The sequence below is a fragment of the Bacillus sp. MUM 116 genome (genome assembly GCF_001866655.1).
In the GTDB taxonomy this organism is placed as follows: domain Bacteria; phylum Bacillota; class Bacilli; order Bacillales; family Cytobacillaceae; genus Neobacillus.
In genome coordinates, this window is sequence record NZ_MLYR01000093.1 from 1 (window position 1) to 17,601 (window position 17,601).

The window sequence follows — 17,601 nt, forward strand, 5'->3', positions numbered from 1 at the left end:
CTAAAAGAGCGATAGGCGACAAAACAGAGGAGGAACAGAGGGAAAGTGTCGCCAAAAAGAACGATAGGCGACAAAACAAAAGGGAAGAGAGGGAAAGTGTCGCTTATAATGGATATAGACGACAAAATAGGGGAGGATGGCCGCAACAATGTCGCCAATGAAAGCATTTATGCGACAAACGTCAGGCAGAAGCCTGTGAAAGTGTCGCTAAGTGCACAAATGGAAATAAAAAAACAGCCTACTCATAGGCTGCTAAAATTTAATATCAAAAATCTACAATTCATAATATGTCCACTTACCATACCCGATTACAGTTAAATTCTTACTTAAAATTCTACTTATCCTCCTTTTACACTCAATAACCCTACACCAATCTTGAACAACATTTGCTGTAATTTTAATATCAGGAAAAAGTAGCCTAATCTCCTCCACACAACGCATTACAGCTGACTCTACTGATTCATTATGCCCGCATTTATAGCATAGAACCCTGCTCCCCCCAACAGATATAGAAAAAGAATGACATAGGGCACAGGTCAGTCCCTTTTTTAACAAATTGTAATTATAGCTCGGTAACATCTTATAAGGAGACTCAATTAAATGAGCTGATAAAATCACGTCGGTAATTTTGGAATGTTTATTCGTTAGCTTAGATCGCTTCATATTAAATTTTTCCATAAACTGAACAAGCTGTGTCGGGTAAATAATAGGTTTGTTGATTGGGGCCTGATATAAAGTAAAGTTGGGGTTCATAAAAATAAGATGTGGTTCAATTGGTAAATAACATCCAATGCTTTGAAGAAACTGGCAAAGTAATGTTTCATTTCGTTCTAGCTGATGCAAGGGATTTTTAATATCATTACCAGATAAGGTATAAAACTTGCCGGATTCATACTTAAAATTGCCTTCATAATTTTTTACTTCAAAAAGGTTAATGATATCCTGAGAAAAGATAATAGAGTCGCTCTGAAACGTTGTATTGTTCTGCTCAAGTAATAAATCATTAATAATAAGCCTTTCTTCCAAAAGGTTCTCCATTAACCTGTCAAACATTACCTCTCCTTCATAGCCTTTTACTAAGTTGTGATAATATCTTGTTTCTTTCTCTGTCAGCGACATTCTTGAGTTTAGAAATCGATAAATTTTTAGTTTTTCTGGTTCAAAACGCGGCTTGATCGGTAAAATAGACATATTCCACAACCTTTCTCCTTTTCTACCCTTAATTCTACACAATTTGAAAAGAACTGTAGTGGCAACAGAATGAGCATTTTGTTAAATTATGCTATTATAGATGGGGGGTGATGTGGATTGATTTATATCGGTGTAACTGGCTGGGGCGACCATGACAGCCTTTATCCGGGGCAAATATCTCCAAGGGACAAATTGAAAGAATATTCCGGACATTTTCCAATTGTCGAAGTGGATTCAGCTTTTTATGCAATCCAGCCACAGCGAAATGTCGAAAAATGGGTCAATGAGACACCTGAATCCTTTCAATTTATCGTCAAAGCCTATCAAGGGATGACCGGACATATGCGCGGTGAGATTCCTTTCCAAAATAAACAGGAAATGTTCATGGCTTTCAAAGAGTCGCTTAAACCATACATAATCAAAAATAAATTGGCGATGGTCCTTTTTCAGTTTCCGCCATGGTTCCATTGTGTAAGGGAAAATGTTGAATATTTAAGATGGTGTAAACACGAAATGGGGGAAATCCCTTGCGCACTGGAGTTTAGAAATCAAACGTGGTTTGCAGCCCGTTTCAGAAGCAATACCCTTGATTTTATGAAAAACGAAAAATGGATTCATAGTATTTGTGATGAACCACAATCTGGTGAAGGGTCGATTCCGACGGTTTTAGATACCCTCGATTTGAACAAGGTTTTAGTCCGATTTCATGGCCGCAATACCCATGGATGGCAAAAACGAAATGCTGAAAATTGGCGGGATGTCCGTTACCTTTACCACTATAATCAGCAGGAGCTTTCAGAGTGGGCTGCAAACCTAAGTCAAATAGAAGCAAAATCCAAGGATGTTTACGTTCTTTTTAACAATAATTCCGGCGGAGATGCTGCAGATAATGCAAAGGAAATGATAGGCATGTTAGAGATAGAATACGAAGGTCTTGCCCCAAGGCAATTAGATTTATTTTAATTTGAAGGAGTAGAAAAAATGGAATGGGTTATTTTACTGATTGTCGGACTTATAGCCAGTTCTTTAGGTTCGCTAATCGGTCTTGGCGGAGGAATTATTGTTGTTCCGGCCCTGCTTTATTTTGGGGGATTATCATGGTTTGGCCATGTTTCACCTCAAGTCGCAGTCGGAACATCATTATTTACGATGATTTTTACCGGTTTGTCTTCGACGCTTGCGTATATGAAAAAGAAAACCGTAGATTATAAAAGTGGTCTTATTTTTTTAATTGGCAGTGGACCGGGAAGTATCCTAGGAGCTTGGGTTACGGAAAAATTAAACCTGCACTCATTTAATATCTTTTTTGGTACCTTTATTATTTTCGTATCCATTGTCCTGCTATTAAAGGATAAATTAAAGCCAATTCCTTTTCGTAAAGATAAGGGAATTGTCCGCACTTTTAGGGACAATGAAGGCAAAAGCTATGAATATGGATTTAATCCAATTGTCGGGATCCTGATCTCTTTTGCAGTTGGTTTTCTCTCCGGTATCTTCGGTGTTGGCGGCGGTTCTTTAATGGTCCCGACGATGATCTTAGTTTTTTTCTTTCCACCGCACGTCGCAGTCGCGACTTCGATGTTTATGATTTTACCAACATCCATCTTAAGCTCAATTACCCATCTGGCTTTGGGAAATGTAAATTGGCTATACGCCCTTGCTTTAATTCCGGGTGCATGGATTGGAGCGAGAATTGGTGTATATTTAAATTCGAAGTTAAAAAGCAAAACAATCGTATTAATATTGCGAACCATATTAGTAATTGTCGGCATACAACTTATTTATAAGGGGATTGTAGGCTGAGGAAAAAGGAAGAGAAATAAGAATGGAAATCATTCAAATTTATCATACAAACGATATTCACAGCCACTTGGAGCATTGGCCGCGGATTGAACAATATTTATTAGTTCAAAAGGAACTTCACCAACAAAGAGGAGAGGATGTATTCCTTTTTGATATTGGTGACTTCATTGACCGCTGGCATCCATTTTCAGAGGGAACAAAAGGAAAAGGAAATATTCAACTGCTAAACAGTTGCGGTTATGACGCTGTAACCATTGGTAATAATGAAGGGATCAATATGCCTTTCGAGGACTTGGATCACTTATATGATGATGCTGGCTTCGATGTGATTTTGGCGAATTTATACAAAAAAGGGAATACCCTTCCTGAATGGGCGCAGCCGTACAAAATTTATCAAACAAAAGAGGGAACCCGAATAGGAGTAATTGGTTTAACGGCGCCATTTACCCATCTTTATCCATTGCTTGGATGGGAGCTTACCGATCCCATTGCTGAGCTAAAGAATTGGATTAGGAAGTTAAAGGAAAAAAGTGATGTTATTATCCTTCTTTCCCATCTTGGATTAAATGCTGATGAGCAAATAGCTGAAAACTTTCCAGAGATTGATGTCATTCTAGGGGGCCATACCCATCATTTTCTTCAGGAAGGAAAGCTAATCGGAGAAACACTGATCGCAGCTGCAGGAAAGCATGGGAATTTTGTTGGTAATGTTACACTTTCGCTTCAGTCTAATAGAGAAATCGAAAGCAAGCAAGCAATTCTTTTTCCTTTTGAGTCACTTCCTGAGGTGAAAAACGAACAGGGCAGAATAGATGATTATTTTTCAACTGGGAAGGAGCTTTTAAAAGAAAACATTACTTTTTTAAAAGAGCCTTTAGAAGCTCATCCATTTAAAGAAACTAGACTAACTAGGCTACTGTGCCAAGCACTTCGCGAATGGTGTGAGGCAGATTGCGCCTTTATTAATGCTGGTTTGTTATTAGGCCCGCTATTTGGACAAGTTACAGCCAATGATTTATTAGCAATATGCCCTCATCCGATCAATCCTTGTAAGGTGGAACTTACGGGCCGTGAATTACAGGATGTCCTTGAACAAACGAAAGATCCAACCTGGCCGGAACGGAAACTTATGGGACTTGGTTTTAGAGGAAAAGTGATCGGAATTATGGTGTATGAGGGAGTCTCTTTTGAAGAGGATACAACCTATATAAACGGTGAGAAATTAGAGTTTGATAAAAAATATTCATTAGCTCTTCCGGATATGTTTACTTTTGGATATTTCTTAACTGCAAATGATTTCCAAAGTAAACCGAAGCACTATTTTTTACCGGAATTTTTACGTGACTTATTAAAATGGAAATTACAAATGAATGATTAGGTATACACCCTTTCTCGGGCACTTTCATAAAGTGTAAAAGAAGGGAGTGTGGGAATTTGATTGATCTTTCACCAATAGAATTGAACGGCCATACTTTTTTGGCAGTAACTGTGCTGCTTCCAAAAACAACTTTGCTGTCAATCTCAAATGATAAGGGATATATCATGTGCGGTGCCTTAGATGTCGGATTATTAAATGATAAATTAGCGGATCGTAAAATTGTTGCCGGCCGGGCAGTAGGAGTAAGAACCATCGACCAGCTCCTTAACGCCCCGTTAGAGTCAGTAACATTTGAGGCTGAAAGCTTAGGAATTTATAAAGGAATGATCGGCAGGGATGCCTTGCTGAAAATGGTTTAAAACAGTTTGCTGATGGCAGGCTGTTTTTTACTTTATGGTGAATAGTTTCAAATTCCAAATTCTAAATAGCCGGCAATGGAACTGGTTGGCGATACTATGAAGCAGTTCAACCTAATTTTTGTCGCTTAAAGGTCTTATAGGAGACACTTTGGATGAAGTCCCCATGAATTTTGTCGCCTAATGCTTATATAGGGGACACTTTGGATGAAGTCCCCATGATTTTTGTCGCCTAATGCTTATATAGGGGACACTTTGAACGAAGTGCTCTTGAATTTTGTCGCCTAATGCTTATATAGGGGACACTTTGAACGAAGTCCTCTTGAATTTTGTCGCCTAATGCATATTAGGGGACACTTTGAAAGAAGTCCTCATGAAATTTGTCGCCTAATGCTTATATAGGAGACACTTTGGATGAAGTCTCCATGATTTTTGTCGCCTAATGCTTATATAGGGGACACTTTGGATGAAGTCCCCATGATTTTTGTCGCCTAATGCTTATATAGGAGACACTTTGGATGAAGTCCCCATGATTTTTGTCGCCTAATGCTTATATAGGGGACACTTTGGATGAAGTCCCCATGATTTTTGTCGCCTAATGCTTATATAGGGGACACTTTGAACGAAGTGCTCTTGAATTTTGTCGCCTAATGCTTATATAGGAGACACTTTGGATGAAGTCCCCATGATTTTTGTCGCCTAATGCATATATAGGGGACACTTTGAACGAAGTCCTCATGAAATTTGTCGCCTAATGCATATATAGGGGACACTTTGAACGAAGTGCTCTTGAATTTTGTCGCCTATAGCCTTTATAGGAGAAACTTTTGATGAAGTCCTCTTAATTTTTGTCCCTTAGAGCCTTCACAGGCGACACATGCGCTTATTTTGTCGCCATTAGGCTAAATAGGAGACAATTTACACTTTATTTTCCCTAAATATTACCCCAAAAGCATTCATAGAAACACTTCCCGCTTCTCTTCACCCACCATTCCCCTATCAACCCAATCTCTTATTCCAACCACCCTCTCTTTTAGTGCTATGTCCATCAATTCAAGCATAAACATAGCTTGTAAGGGGGGATGTTTTTGGCAAAATTTCGTCCAAAGTATAAGCGTAAAGGACCACTGCCTCTCCGCTATGTATTGCTGCTGTCATTTGTCTTTTTTCTCCTTTCTACTGCAATTGCCTTATGGATGATCAATAAAGGACTAGAGCCGACCTTAATGAAATATGCCGAAACACAGTCCAGAAAAATTGCTGCACTTGTCATCAATAATGCAATCACAAAGAAGACCGTAGATGTAGGCGATGTCATCGGAATTGAACCTGGGACAAATGGGAATGCACAAAGCGCCTATTTAAAAACGGAATTGATTAACCAAAAATTATCGGAAATCACAAGCCAGATACAGAAAAATTTAACCAAGGCGGAAAAGGGTGATATTTCTTCTCTTGAACAGCTAACAGATGTTGAAATTGAAAAAGAATCAACAGAAAAAACAGACGGGATTATTTGGTATGTCCCCCTGGGGCAAGCAACCAACCTTGCTTTATTTGGTAACTTAGGTCCAAAAATACCAGTTAGATTCCATGCCATCGGGGATGTACGTCCGGATGTTAAAATTTCCACAGAGGCATTAGGAATTAATAATACATGGATTAAGGTAAATATCCACCTGGAAGTTGCTGTTCAAATCATCACGCCATTTGCAACGAAAATTACCAAACTCACACAAAACATTCCCGCAGGAGGAAAATTAATTGAAGGAAAAGTTCCGCAATTTTATAATAGCGGAGGCGGAATGATGCCATCTGTCCAACTCCCTGATTCGGGAAGTACCAATAAAACCAATAAAAAATAAAAGGACTGTCATTTAGTGGACAGTCCTACCTTCTTTTTCTTAACTTAAATCTTTCCTGACGTTCCCACATTGCTAAATGTGGATATGGATCAAATGACCATTCGGTTATCCCGTTGTCCTTATACATTCCATAATGTAAATGAGGCGGAAATTTACCGGATGTTCCTGGAGGGCCGTATCCTGAGCTTCCAACACTGCCGATAACTATTCCAGGTTCAACCACCTGGCCAACATACAAATCCTTTGCAAACCCGTTTAAGTGGGCAAAATAATGGTACGTATTATTAATGTCGCGGATTCCAATTCGCCAGCCGCCGAATTTATTCCATCCTTTCATTTCAATAATCCCATATTTTGTTGCCTTGACAGGGACGCCGTAACCTGCAAAAATATCAGTTCCTTCATGAATTCTTCTTCCGCCCCAGCCTCGTGCATCTCCCCAAGTGCTGCGATAGCTGTGATTACTGCGAATCGGCATCGGAAATGCTTGGTCATCCAGATTTAGTCTTCCAAAATACCGGTAGATTTTTGCTTTTCCAGCAATAATTCCAACAGTTTTATCACGATGATAATAATTCCATAGGCCGATCTTTAGATTTTCATGATCCACGCCATAGGAAAGAAGGTAATGAGCAAATGTATATAAAACATCTTCGTCGTTTTTACTATCCGCTTTTCCATCTCCGTTCCCATCCACTCCAAATCCATTGAACAACTGAATCGTGGCGGGGTTTTCGTCAGAAGGGTTTGGATTTGTTAGTCCTGCCCATTTTTCTGGGCTAATGTAGATCCCGATCACGCTGTCTGCTTTCGGCAAGTCTTTGCGGACCTGGCGGATACTTCTTTCATACTGATCAATCGCAGCCAGGTAGTACCAAGGAATCTGCGTTAGGGTTTCGACTTTTTTGTACAGCTTCATTCTTTCCTGGTATACATCAGGTTCTTTCGCATGAGCATCCCTTACAGCAAATGAAGAGGAAAAGAATAAAAGGAAAGTTCCAATTATCAGAGCTGCCCGCACAGGAATCCTCCTTCCAATTAATGTACAACTTTAGTTTATGAATCTTTAGCCATTTCATAATGGTTAATAAATGGTAATGAATGTTTTTAGGCTGAAAAGTTCCAAAAAATTTCAAAGTCCTCTCAGGCTTGTCCTTCTGTGTTCTGTATGATAAAGTGACAACTGAGAGAACTCATTTATAAAGATATTTCTAACTTAGGGGTGGAAAGCTTGAGCACAAAAGAACCAACTTTAAGAAAGCCTGAATGGTTAAAAATAAAATTAAATACAAATGAAAATTATACTGGCTTGAAAAAAATGATGCGTGAAAAAAGCCTTCATACCGTTTGTGAAGAAGCTCGCTGCCCGAATATTCATGAATGCTGGGCTGTAAGAAGAACGGCTACCTTTATGATTCTTGGAGATGTTTGTACACGTGCATGCCGCTTTTGTGCGGTTAAAACAGGCCTGCCAACAGAACTGGATTGGCAAGAGCCGGAAAGAGTGGCTGATTCTGTTCAATTAATGAATCTAAAGCATGTTGTTGTAACGGCCGTTGCAAGGGATGATTTGAAAGACGGCGGCGCTGCCGTATTTGCTGAAACGGTAAGAGCCATCCGCAGAAAAAATCCGTTTACCAGCATTGAGGTCTTGCCTTCCGATATGGGTGGTAAGGAAGAAAATTTAAGAATCTTGATGGATGCTAAACCGGATATTTTAAACCATAATATCGAAACAACAAGACGCTTGACGCCAACCGTAAGGGCAAGGGCAAAATACGACCGTTCATTAGAATTTTTGCGCCGTGCAAAAGAAATGTATCCGGAGATTCCAACAAAGTCCAGCTTAATGATTGGACTTGGGGAATCCAAGGAAGAAATTCTTGAAGTTATGGATGATTTAAGAGCAAACAATGTTGATATTATGACAATTGGTCAATACCTGCAGCCAACGAAAAAGCATTTAAAGGTTCAAAAATATTATAGCCCGGAGGAATTTGCTGAATTACGGGATATTGCCATGAGTAAAGGTTTCAGCCATTGTGAGGCAGGCCCGATGGTTCGTTCCTCTTATCATGCAGATGAACAAGTAAATGCAGCAGCAAAACATAAACATGCACTGGGCGAGCAAGAAATTAAGGAAGCAAAGTAAGGAGTTCAGCCTAAAAGGCTGAACTCCTTTTAAAAAGTAAAGAAAGTATAAAATTTTCATCTTTGAGAATTGTCCAGCGGAAACGTCCTGCCCCTCGATGGTCTACAGCCAATCCGTCAAGAAGGTTAAAGAGCAACCGCTGGCTTGTCTTATGCCTGAGGCTGATCAAGGCGCTTGCGCTTTTCTTAATTATTGTGTCATCCGATCGTCTTTTGTTAGACCATTTTCATCTTCACTATCGCTCATGCGGTTCCCCTGTGGAGAGTCTTTCATTTGTTTGATCACATAGTTTATGGAACTTCTGGAATTTTTGTTAGTTGAATCCATATGTGAAAGGTTTTCAATATCGCGCATCAACGACTTTTTATCGGTGACATACACATGATAGTAACGTGGAACAACCGACATTGCTGTTCTTTTTACTTGATCAGCTGTTAAATTACGGTCTTTGGAATCAGTTGTATAGGCAACCAAAACTTCCTGGTCTGTTACTAATGCAGCGACATCATTAACATTTGGAAGATTTGTGCTATATTTACTAATAATATTGGCTAACTGTTCACGGTCAAGGGCAGTGTAATGATTATTTGCCGTATTATCATTCATGAGTGGACTTTTTTGATGGCGGACATATCCGAAATTATTACTTACATTCCGAACACTTCGTCCAGCCCCCTCATTATAAAGCTCGGTCCTTTTATTGTTCACATTGATTGAATTTCCGCTTTCTTCGTAAACATCCCGGTTATTCATATCCTTAGAGCAGCCTGTTATCGTTGTTATCGTGCAAAGCCCCAGGATGATGATGATGAATTTTTTCAATTACAAACACCTCCTTTTTTTAGAATAGCCAGAAGGAATTTTTTTTTTCTTAGTAATTGATGGTGAATCGGTTATAATGGGAAGTAAGATTGGCTGGTAAAATGAGGTGATAACATGATGGTGATCAACAATACCGTGTATGAAATGGTCGAGGAATATCGGAACGGATTTAACGAAGAAGCCTTTAAGGCAAGATATAGTGATATTTTGTCGAGGTATGACTATATTGCCGGGGATTGGGGCTATGGTCAGCTTCGTTTAAAGGGATTTTTTGATGATCAAAATCAAAAGGCAACGTTTGATACAAAGATAAGCACCCTAAGCGAATACATTTATGAATATTGCAATTTTGGCTGCGCTTATTTTGTTTTAAAAAAAGTGAAAAAATAATGGAAGGACCCAAAATTGGGTCCTTTTAAATTATTCGTTCATCGAATAAGGAGGCTGGGCATCTGTATCCGGGTCATCGTGTGTTGGGTGCGCCGGTTCCATCCCTTGCCGTGGTAAATCCTCATGCAATGATTTGAATTCATAGTTAAATGCAGAATAACGGCGTTGCCCTTCCTTCCAAGGCGTACTTTTATTTTGCACTGGATCATTTACCCGGAAGGTTGAACCATACGGTCCTTCCGGAAACTCCTGGGCAGTTAAATAATTTTCCCGCTTTTCAACTGTTGATATTTCAGTGTATTTTTCCGCATCCTTCTTAGACATTCGCCTCACTCCTTTTACCGTTAGTATGGTAAAAGGAGGGGAAAACATGTTATCAATTTTTGGTTAAACGATTTCAGAAAGAAAAGATCTTAATTCAGCAGCATCTTCTTCATTTAATTGGAAGGCAAACTCTAAATAGCCTTCTTCCTCGAGATCATCATGGCCAATGATGGCAAATCGGTTTCCCTGCATATCCAAGACAAGATGTTTCCCATAATGGCGGCTCGTTTGGACAATTGCCAAGTCAAAACGCTGATTTTCGCCCACAAAGCTAACAAATCTCGTCCGTGTACTTTCTGTATCATCATATAAGAAAAATCGCTCGTTCATAAAACGGTCTCCTTTATTCCAAACTTTTACGGCACTCCCCTTATAATATCAAATTTACATTAATAAAGGGAGGTAAGATTCAATTATAAAATGACGTAAAAAGACAAAAAGTGTCATGATGGGGTATAATAGAGATTGGCAACACAAGAGGAGCGAAAGACAAGGAGTCGTGGACAATCGTGTATTTTGTTGATCGGGAAAAAATCGAAACCATTTTAGTTTTTTTTGAAAACCAAATTAGCCTTTTTTTAAGTCAGAAAAATTGGTCATCACCGATTGAAAAGGCTGCTCTTGAACGGCTCACACAGATGATGCTTGAGTCCGTACTAGATGTCGGAAATGCGATGATTGATGGATTTATCATGCGGGATCCCGGAAGCTATGAAGACATTATTGAAATTCTGACAGACGAAAAGGTAATTTCACAAGAAAACAGCAATCGTTTAAAGATTCTCATTCAAAATCGAAAGGCTCTTGTGCAAAATTATACAGAAATCAATCATGAAGAGCTGGTAAAACAATTTGCAGACCACATTGAGGCATTAAGCCAATTCGCCGTTAATGTTCGCGAATACCTTATAAATGAATTAGGCCCCGTTTCTGCATTTAAAAACTAATCATTAGACCGTTAGCTGCGGTCTTTTTCCTGTTTAAGGAGGTAACAACATGAAAAAATATAAAGGTTATTTAATTGATCTGGATGGAACGATGTATAAAGGCACAGAGCGGATTGAAGCGGCAAGTGATTTTATTAAAAAACTGCAAACAAAAGAAATCCCTTATTTATTTGTAACCAATAATTCCTCAAGAACACCCGCGCAAGTAGCGGAAAAACTTCGTGGCTTTGATATTCAAGCAGAGGAAAATCAAGTGTTTACGACCAGTATGGCGACGGCAAATTATATTTTTAGCCAAAAGCCGGATGCGTCTGTTTATGTGATAGGTGAAGAAGGGATTCAAACTTCTATTGAAGAAAAGGGTTTTCTAAAGGTATCTGAAAACGCCGATTTTGTCGTGATTGGGATTGACCGTGCAATAACCTATGAAAAATTAGCAGTCGCCTGCCTGGCAGTAAGGAATGGGGCTGTGTTTATCTCCACCAATGGGGATATCGCCCTTCCGACAGAACGAGGACTATTACCGGGGAATGGTTCCTTGACATCTGTCATTTCCGTTTCAACTCAAACCAAGCCCATTTTTATTGGGAAGCCCGAATCGATTATTATGGAACAGGCACTAAAGGTGTTGGGAACCGCCAAAGAAGAGACCTTAATGGTAGGGGATAATTACGACACAGATATCATGGCAGGAATGAAAGCCGGTATGGATACATTATTAGTTCATACAGGTGTCACTACAAAAGAATTGCTTTTAAGATATAACCGTAAACCAACTTATACGATTGATTCCTTAGATCAGTGGGAACCGTAAAAAAGGATGGACTGCTCCATCCTTTTTAATCATCATTCTTAGTTTCTTTACGAGCGGCCCGGTGTGCCAGACGGCTCGATGCAGCGGCAGCAATGGCGCCTACGATATCATCAAGGAATGTATGACATTCACCAGTGGATTTATCGTTTAAGTGAGCAAGTATACCTGGTTTCTGTTTATCGATGTAGCCGTAATTTGTAAAACCAATGGATCCGTAGACATTCACGATTGATAATGCAATAATTTCATCTACGCCATAAAGGCTTTCATCCCGTTTGATAATGTCCTGAAGCGGCTCTTCTAACAGGCCTTTTTCCGCCAGCTTATCAAGTTGAATTCCTGTTAAAATTGCGTTTTGAACCTCGCGCTTTGAGAGTACCCTTTCTACGTTGGCAATACAGTCCTCCATTTGCAAATTTTCATGATACTTATTTTGGAGAAAATAAACTAAATCGGCAATATCCTTAATTTCAACGCCTCTTTCTTTAATCCATCTGCGAGCGGTTTCTTCAAGAATATCCATTTTTTTGTCTGCAGCCATACAATCACCTTTTCTATGAATTTTCACGATTGTTCTCTATATCTTATAGTTTTTTTCGATAACATATGCATTATTTTCATACGAATTGAAAAATGGGAATCAACAAGTTTTTAAAGACACACACATATATTTAATGGAAAAGAGGTTTTGAAAGAGGTGGCAGTATGCTGCAAAAATTACTTGAGAACAAGTATGGTATAAAGGTCGAGGAATATTTAAAACTAGATTCTTATGATGCTTTGAGGGGGAATGGCTGGCTTTATTTACTATCGAGGCCAGGGGGCAGGGAGGAAACGGATATTTCCGAGTTGGAGAAAATCGCAACGCATCTGCGAAACTATGGTGACCAACATGTTCCGGTCATACTTTCATCAAAGGAAGGAAGTTTGATAACCACCTGGGAACAAAATAAATTTTGCGTTCTGGCAAACAAACAGATGGAGAAACCACAAAAAATAAAATTAGGGAGGAAACTGGCGAAGTTTCATGAGCGGGGGAGAAATGTGCCGTTTCAAATTGAAAGAACTAGCAGAATTGGTCAATGGAAATCTTTATGGGAAAAGCGCTTGGAACAAATGGAGAAGGTATGGAGCGGTCTGTTGTATCAAACACCTGAAGATGAGTTTGAAAAGATGTTTATTGAATCTTTTCCCTACTATTTGGGATTAACCGAAAATGCTATTCAATATATAGTGGATACCGAAATAGATGATGAACCAATAGACTCTGATGCAGGGACTGTGTGTCATGAGCGTTTTTCAAAAAATTCATGGGGCAGAAATTATTATATTAAAAATCCATTTGATTGGGTATTTGACCATCGGAGCCGGGATCTTGCGGAATGGACGAGGGAACGCTATTTTCGAAACATTCAAACGTATGATCGGGAACTAATGCAATTTTTCGAAGAATATCAAAGCGTTGCCCCATTGTCATCCTTTTCCTGGCGCCTTTTATATGCCCGTTTATTATTTCCTTTGCAATATTATGATTGTGTGGAAAATTACTATATCACCCGTTCCGAGCAAGATAAGAAGGTATTGGAGGAGAAATTAAGTAAAATCTTAAGACAATCAACCGAGTATGAAAAATTTCTCGGGGGCTTTTATCAAATTTCTGGTGCTCCGATAAAAAAGCTGAATCTTCCGCTTCCAGAATGGCTTATGATAAAATAATTTAACAAGACCATTAAGGAAGGAAATAGCAATGAAACCATATATTTATATAACAAGGAAGCTTCCGGTTGAAGCAATTGCTGCATTTCGGGAAAAATATGACGTGAAAATGTGGGAGCATGATGACATTCCTGTGCCGAAAGAGATATTGTTAGCTGAGGCGAAAAAAGCAGATGCCCTGTTAACAATGGTATCCGATAAAGTTGATGAACAAGTATTAAACTTAGCGGCTAATCTTAAAATAGTAGCCAATATGGCGGTAGGGTATGACAATATTGATCTAACTGCTGCTACTAAAAAAGGGGTGGCCATTACTAATACCCCTGATGTTTTAACGGATACAACTGCCGATTTAACTTTTGCATTATTAATGGCTGTATCCCGCAGAGTGGTGGAAGCAGCTGATTTTATTAAAAACGGTCAGTGGAAAAGCTGGAGTCCATTTTTATTAGCGGGCCAGGACATTCATCATAAAACACTTGGAATTGTTGGGATGGGGAAAATCGGCGAGGCAGTTGCCAGACGTGCGTCAGGATTTGAGATGAATCTTCTCTATCATAATCGAACAAGGAAGCCAGAAATCGAACAGAAATTGGGCGCTGTTTATTGTAGTTTTGAAGACCTTCTAAAAAAGGCGGATTTTATTGTCTGTTTAGCACCGTTAACTGACGAAACGAGAAATATGTTTACCCGAAAGGTTTTTCAAAAAATGAAACGTTCAGCCATTTTTATTAATGCTTCGAGGGGGCACGTTGTTGATGAACAGGCTTTATATGATGCCCTTGTTGCCGGGGAGATTGCCGGTGCCGGATTGGATGTTTTTGAAAAGGAACCAATTGATGCTGGTCACCCATTGCTTGGGCTTTCTAATGTTGTTGCACTCCCCCATATTGGAAGTGCAAGTGTCGAAACAAGAACGGCAATGATGAATTTAGCTATTGCAAATATTGAAGCGGTCTTAGACGGAAAAGAACCTCTAACACTTGTTAATAAGGATTAACAAATCTTTAAAAAAGCGATTGCCAACAAGGCAATCGCTGTCTATTTTTTATTAAAAAACTTGTTCTACTTCGACAATTCCAGGTACTTCTTCAAGAAGTGCTCTTTCAATGCCGGCTTTAAGTGTGATGGTGGAGCTTGGGCAGCTGCCGCATGCACCTAATAAACGAAGTTTCACAATTCCGTCCTCAACATCAACTAATTCACAATCCCCGCCATCGCGAAGAAGAAATGGTCGTAATTTATCTAATACTTCTTGCACTTGTTCTTTGATTTCTAATTCTTCCATTCCCATCGACTCCTTTCCTATCTATATTATAATGTGGTTGACAATAAAAATCCATTCCGAAGAAGTGAAACATTTTCTTTCATTTTTGGTTCAAAGATGTTGTAAAATAGAAGAAAAAATAAGGATGAATTCATATGGAACATAATCAAGTGGAAATTATTATATACGGCGCTGAACAACTTTGTCCAAGCTGCGTAAATTTGCCTTCTTCAAAGGAGACATTTGAATGGCTGCAAGCTGCCATTGCCCGGAAATTTCCGGAACAGCCCTTTACCATGACATATGTAGATATTCTTTTTCCTCCTGAGGAACAAGTGAAACAAAGTTTTGCCAAAAGGGTAATCGAAGAGGATATGTTTTATCCGGTTGTAGTCATTAAAGATAAAGTAGTCGGAGAAGGAAATCCAAGATTAAAAACAATTTTTGCAGAGCTTGAAAAACATGGATACAAAGCTGTGTAAAAAAAGAAGCATTCCAATTGGCGGAATGCTTCTTTTTGCGTCATCCATTATGGTATTTGTACATCCACAGGATCCCGGATTTAATAAGTCTTGCCACACGTCCAGTTATCGCTTGATTTGCCATCATGCCAAATCCTTGTTTCTTTCCTAGCGAGCCAAGAATTCCTTTTAATTTTATTGGCGGGAAAGAAGCAGGAGGCTCTTCACCATTCCAGCGCTTTTTCAGCACTTCTACAATCTGCTCTGCTTGTCCCTCTGCCAATTGTGCACTTGGGGCATGAGGAAGACTCGCACAATCACCGAGGACATAAATATGTTCATCAGAAGGCAGGTTGTGTTGAGGAGTAAGCAACACCCTACCCATATTATCTTTTTCCTCAGGTAAATCACGAACAATTTTGTTTGCTTGAATTCCTGCTGTCCAAACGATGACATCGCAATCAATCGCTTCGTCATGGTTATATAATCTTTTTTCTTCCACTTTTGTAATGTTGGAATTGTTGATAATTTCAACATTATGTTTGTTAAACCAATTTTCAACGTATTTACTTAAGCGATCTGGAAATGCTGAAAGAATATGCTTTCCTCTGTCAAATAATTTAATCGTAAGGTCATGCCGGCTTTCACTTAATTCACTTGCAAGCTCTACGCCGCTTAGACCCGCTCCAACAATACAGACAACAGACCCAGGAGCAAGATTGTTTAAAACGGAATAAGTTTCACGAGATTTCCCTATGCTTTGAATACTATAAGTAAACTCTTCTGCACCAGGAACACCATGATACTTGTCCTCACAGCCAAGACCGATAATTAAATCATCGTAGTGAATAGGTTCATCATCTTTTAAAAGAACCTTTTTTTCTTCTCTTTCAATTCCAGTTACTTCACCAAACTTAATGTTTAACCGAGAATGTTCAGGAAAGGTTACACGAACTTCTTTATCGGATATGGTTCCGGCCGCTAAAGCATAATATTCGGTTTTTAGACAGTGATATGGGACTCGGTCAACAAGAGTAATTGTTACGTCTTCAGGAAGATTGTTCGGAAGGAGTTCACTTAGGATTTTCATTCCGCCGTATCCTCCCCCAAGAATTACCAGATTTCTCATTTTAATATTTCCCCTTTTACAAAACAATTGTATTCCTATTTTTAATGTTCCTTATTTAATTAATTTATTGCACGTAGAATAAAGCAATAAATTGGAATTAAGGTTTAGTCAAGAGCAATTCACACAATTACGAGTATAGCTAAGAAATGACGAAATAACAACAATTTTCGTGCTTTCTTGACAAAATGAGTGTGCTTTGTTAATTGACGATATTTCAGAAAAAGGGTAGGATTAGTAGGTATGAAGAGGTGAAACCGTTGATTAAGCCAATCATTGAATTTTGTATAAGCAATTTAGCAAGTGGTGCGCAGCGTGCGCTTGAGATATTAGAAAAAGATCCAAATTTAGACATTATCGAATATGGATGTCTAGGTTATTGTGGAAAGTGTGCAATGACTCTTTATGCGCTGGTGAATGGGGAAGTGGTAACAGGTAAAACCCCTGAGGAACTAGTAGACAATATTTATCAGTACTTAGATGAAAATCCCATGTTTTAAAGAAAGGAGCGTAATCCGCTCCTTTTTTCAATTTTTATCATATAATAGTTATATAAACGAATTAGTTGAAGTGGATATACGAAATAAAAAAGCTAAAAAGGGGGAATTAGGATGAGCAAAGAGGTAATTATTTTAACAGAATCGGCTGCATTGCAAATTAAAGATATGATGAAGCAAAATGAAGAAGAAGGTGCAATGTTACGGGTAGGTGTAAAAGGCGGTGGGTGCAGCGGTTTGTCTTATGGATTGGGATTTGAGCATGAGGCGAATGAAGATGACCATCAATTCGAGCTGCATGGAATTCAAATTCTGGTTGATAAAGAAAGTGCATCCATTTTACAAGGAACAAAAATTGATTTCAAACAATCGATGATGGGCGGCGGATTTACCATCGATAATCCGAACGCGATCGCTTCCTGCGGCTGTGGATCTTCTTTCCGTACAGCTACAGCAGCAGGTTCACCGGAAGAATGTTAGGAAGAGCCTAAG

Annotated in this window: 21 protein-coding genes and 1 pseudogene; 14 read left to right on the forward strand and 8 right to left on the reverse strand. The window is 39.0% G+C overall.

Annotation, left to right across the window (positions count from 1 at the left end; genetic code table 11):
- Positions 1 to 273: 273 nt before the first annotated feature.
- Positions 274 to 1,191 (reverse strand): nuclease-related domain-containing protein, encoded by a 918-nt coding sequence (locus BIV60_RS21665; protein ID WP_071357806.1) that lies wholly within the window; start codon positions 1,189 to 1,191, stop codon positions 274 to 276.
- A gap of 117 nt (positions 1,192 to 1,308) precedes the next feature.
- Between BIV60_RS21665 and BIV60_RS21670 the strand changes: the two genes are divergently transcribed.
- The 5 genes from BIV60_RS21670 to yunB all read left to right on the forward strand — a co-directional run bounded on the left by BIV60_RS21670 (position 1,309) and on the right by yunB (position 6,593).
- Positions 1,309 to 2,154, forward strand: coding sequence for a DUF72 domain-containing protein (locus BIV60_RS21670; RefSeq protein ID WP_071357807.1), 846 nt, complete (start codon positions 1,309 to 1,311; stop codon positions 2,152 to 2,154).
- Positions 2,155 to 2,172: 18 nt separating this feature from the next.
- Positions 2,173 to 2,994, forward strand: a complete 822-nt coding sequence (locus BIV60_RS21675; protein WP_071357808.1) for a sulfite exporter TauE/SafE family protein — start codon at positions 2,173 to 2,175, stop codon at positions 2,992 to 2,994.
- Between the two features lie 22 nt (positions 2,995 to 3,016).
- A complete protein-coding gene (locus BIV60_RS21680) occupies positions 3,017 to 4,372 on the forward strand; it encodes a bifunctional metallophosphatase/5'-nucleotidase (RefSeq protein ID WP_071357809.1) in 1,356 nt (451 codons plus the stop codon).
- Between the two features lie 56 nt (positions 4,373 to 4,428).
- The gene (locus tag BIV60_RS21685; RefSeq protein WP_071357810.1) at positions 4,429 to 4,731 is read left to right on the forward strand and encodes a YunC family protein; all 303 of its coding nucleotides are present in this window, start codon (positions 4,429 to 4,431) and stop codon (positions 4,729 to 4,731) included.
- Between the two features lie 1,085 nt (positions 4,732 to 5,816).
- The gene (gene yunB / locus BIV60_RS21690) at positions 5,817 to 6,593 is read left to right on the forward strand and encodes a sporulation protein YunB (protein WP_071357811.1); all 777 of its coding nucleotides are present in this window, start codon (positions 5,817 to 5,819) and stop codon (positions 6,591 to 6,593) included.
- Between the two features lie 25 nt (positions 6,594 to 6,618).
- Here the strand turns inward: yunB and BIV60_RS21695 are convergent, their stop codons facing one another.
- Positions 6,619 to 7,614, reverse strand: a complete 996-nt coding sequence (locus tag BIV60_RS21695; protein WP_371261578.1) for a M23 family metallopeptidase — start codon at positions 7,612 to 7,614, stop codon at positions 6,619 to 6,621.
- Positions 7,615 to 7,824: 210 nt separating this feature from the next.
- On the opposite strand from BIV60_RS21695, the gene lipA reads away from it, so the two are divergent.
- A complete protein-coding gene (gene lipA / locus BIV60_RS21700; protein WP_071357812.1) occupies positions 7,825 to 8,745 on the forward strand; it encodes a lipoyl synthase in 921 nt (306 codons plus the stop codon).
- Between the two features lie 189 nt (positions 8,746 to 8,934).
- Here the strand turns inward: lipA and BIV60_RS21705 are convergent, their stop codons facing one another.
- Positions 8,935 to 9,567: a YhcN/YlaJ family sporulation lipoprotein gene (locus BIV60_RS21705; RefSeq protein WP_071357813.1), complete on the reverse strand. Its 633-nt coding sequence runs from the start codon at positions 9,565 to 9,567 to the stop codon at positions 8,935 to 8,937.
- 114 nt (positions 9,568 to 9,681) lie between these two features.
- Here BIV60_RS21705 and BIV60_RS21710 point away from each other — a divergent pair, with 114 nt between their 5' ends.
- Positions 9,682 to 9,957, forward strand: a complete 276-nt coding sequence (locus BIV60_RS21710; RefSeq protein ID WP_071357814.1) for a YutD family protein — start codon at positions 9,682 to 9,684, stop codon at positions 9,955 to 9,957.
- Positions 9,958 to 9,987: 30 nt separating this feature from the next.
- Here the strand turns inward: BIV60_RS21710 and BIV60_RS21715 are convergent, their stop codons facing one another.
- Positions 9,988 to 10,281: a cytosolic protein gene (locus tag BIV60_RS21715; protein WP_071357815.1), complete on the reverse strand. Its 294-nt coding sequence runs from the start codon at positions 10,279 to 10,281 to the stop codon at positions 9,988 to 9,990.
- A 63-nt stretch (positions 10,282 to 10,344) separates the two neighbouring features.
- Positions 10,345 to 10,611: a DUF3055 domain-containing protein gene (locus BIV60_RS21720; protein WP_071357816.1), complete on the reverse strand. Its 267-nt coding sequence runs from the start codon at positions 10,609 to 10,611 to the stop codon at positions 10,345 to 10,347.
- A gap of 179 nt (positions 10,612 to 10,790) precedes the next feature.
- Between BIV60_RS21720 and BIV60_RS21725 the strand changes: the two genes are divergently transcribed.
- A complete protein-coding gene (locus tag BIV60_RS21725) occupies positions 10,791 to 11,228 on the forward strand; it encodes a DUF86 domain-containing protein (protein ID WP_071357817.1) in 438 nt (145 codons plus the stop codon).
- A 49-nt stretch (positions 11,229 to 11,277) separates the two neighbouring features.
- Positions 11,278 to 12,042, forward strand: coding sequence for a TIGR01457 family HAD-type hydrolase (locus BIV60_RS21730; RefSeq protein ID WP_071357818.1), 765 nt, complete (start codon positions 11,278 to 11,280; stop codon positions 12,040 to 12,042).
- Between the two features lie 25 nt (positions 12,043 to 12,067).
- Here the strand turns inward: BIV60_RS21730 and BIV60_RS21735 are convergent, their stop codons facing one another.
- Entirely contained in the window at positions 12,068 to 12,565 is a 498-nt protein-coding gene (locus BIV60_RS21735; protein ID WP_071357848.1) for a phosphatidylglycerophosphatase A family protein, read from the reverse strand.
- Between the two features lie 182 nt (positions 12,566 to 12,747).
- On the opposite strand from BIV60_RS21735, the gene yutH reads away from it, so the two are divergent.
- Complete coding sequence (gene yutH / locus BIV60_RS21740) at positions 12,748 to 13,758, forward strand: spore coat putative kinase YutH (RefSeq protein ID WP_071357819.1); 1,011 nt, start codon at positions 12,748 to 12,750, stop codon at positions 13,756 to 13,758.
- A gap of 31 nt (positions 13,759 to 13,789) precedes the next feature.
- Positions 13,790 to 14,758, forward strand: a complete 969-nt coding sequence (locus BIV60_RS21745) for a 2-hydroxyacid dehydrogenase (RefSeq protein ID WP_071357820.1) — start codon at positions 13,790 to 13,792, stop codon at positions 14,756 to 14,758.
- 51 nt (positions 14,759 to 14,809) lie between these two features.
- On the opposite strand, the pseudogene BIV60_RS21750 reads toward BIV60_RS21745, so the two are convergent.
- Positions 14,810 to 15,119, reverse strand: a pseudogene (locus BIV60_RS21750) (NifU family protein).
- Positions 15,120 to 15,180: 61 nt separating this feature from the next.
- Between BIV60_RS21750 and BIV60_RS21755 the strand changes: the two are divergent.
- Positions 15,181 to 15,507, forward strand: a complete 327-nt coding sequence (locus BIV60_RS21755; RefSeq protein ID WP_071357822.1) for a YuzD family protein — start codon at positions 15,181 to 15,183, stop codon at positions 15,505 to 15,507.
- 40 nt (positions 15,508 to 15,547) lie between these two features.
- On the opposite strand, the gene BIV60_RS21760 is transcribed toward BIV60_RS21755, so the two are convergent.
- Positions 15,548 to 16,615, reverse strand: coding sequence for an NAD(P)/FAD-dependent oxidoreductase (locus tag BIV60_RS21760; RefSeq protein ID WP_071357823.1), 1,068 nt, complete (start codon positions 16,613 to 16,615; stop codon positions 15,548 to 15,550).
- 257 nt (positions 16,616 to 16,872) lie between these two features.
- On the opposite strand from BIV60_RS21760, the gene BIV60_RS21765 reads away from it, so the two are divergent.
- Complete coding sequence (locus tag BIV60_RS21765; protein WP_071357824.1) at positions 16,873 to 17,112, forward strand: YuzB family protein; 240 nt, start codon at positions 16,873 to 16,875, stop codon at positions 17,110 to 17,112.
- Positions 17,113 to 17,223: 111 nt separating this feature from the next.
- Positions 17,224 to 17,589, forward strand: coding sequence for a HesB/IscA family protein (locus BIV60_RS21770; RefSeq protein WP_071357825.1), 366 nt, complete (start codon positions 17,224 to 17,226; stop codon positions 17,587 to 17,589).
- Positions 17,590 to 17,601: the final 12 nt, after the last annotated feature.

Coding starts and splice junctions, on each gene's coding strand:
- BIV60_RS21665 (WP_071357806.1), bottom strand. CDS start 1,191: ATGTCTATTTTACCGATCAAGCCGCGTTTTGAACCAGAAAAACTAAAA.
- BIV60_RS21675 (WP_071357808.1), top strand. CDS start 2,173: ATGGAATGGGTTATTTTACTGATTGTCGGACTTATAGCCAGTTCTTTA.
- BIV60_RS21680 (WP_071357809.1), top strand. CDS start 3,017: ATGGAAATCATTCAAATTTATCATACAAACGATATTCACAGCCACTTG.
- BIV60_RS21710 (WP_071357814.1), top strand. CDS start 9,682: ATGATGGTGATCAACAATACCGTGTATGAAATGGTCGAGGAATATCGG.
- BIV60_RS21715 (WP_071357815.1), bottom strand. CDS start 10,281: ATGTCTAAGAAGGATGCGGAAAAATACACTGAAATATCAACAGTTGAA.
- BIV60_RS21720 (WP_071357816.1), bottom strand. CDS start 10,611: ATGAACGAGCGATTTTTCTTATATGATGATACAGAAAGTACACGGACG.
- BIV60_RS21730 (WP_071357818.1), top strand. CDS start 11,278: ATGAAAAAATATAAAGGTTATTTAATTGATCTGGATGGAACGATGTAT.
- BIV60_RS21735 (WP_071357848.1), bottom strand. CDS start 12,565: ATGGATATTCTTGAAGAAACCGCTCGCAGATGGATTAAAGAAAGAGGC.
- yutH (WP_071357819.1), top strand. CDS start 12,748: ATGCTGCAAAAATTACTTGAGAACAAGTATGGTATAAAGGTCGAGGAA.
- BIV60_RS21745 (WP_071357820.1), top strand. CDS start 13,790: ATGAAACCATATATTTATATAACAAGGAAGCTTCCGGTTGAAGCAATT.
- BIV60_RS21755 (WP_071357822.1), top strand. CDS start 15,181: ATGGAACATAATCAAGTGGAAATTATTATATACGGCGCTGAACAACTT.
- BIV60_RS21760 (WP_071357823.1), bottom strand. CDS start 16,615: ATGAGAAATCTGGTAATTCTTGGGGGAGGATACGGCGGAATGAAAATC.
- BIV60_RS21770 (WP_071357825.1), top strand. CDS start 17,224: ATGAGCAAAGAGGTAATTATTTTAACAGAATCGGCTGCATTGCAAATT.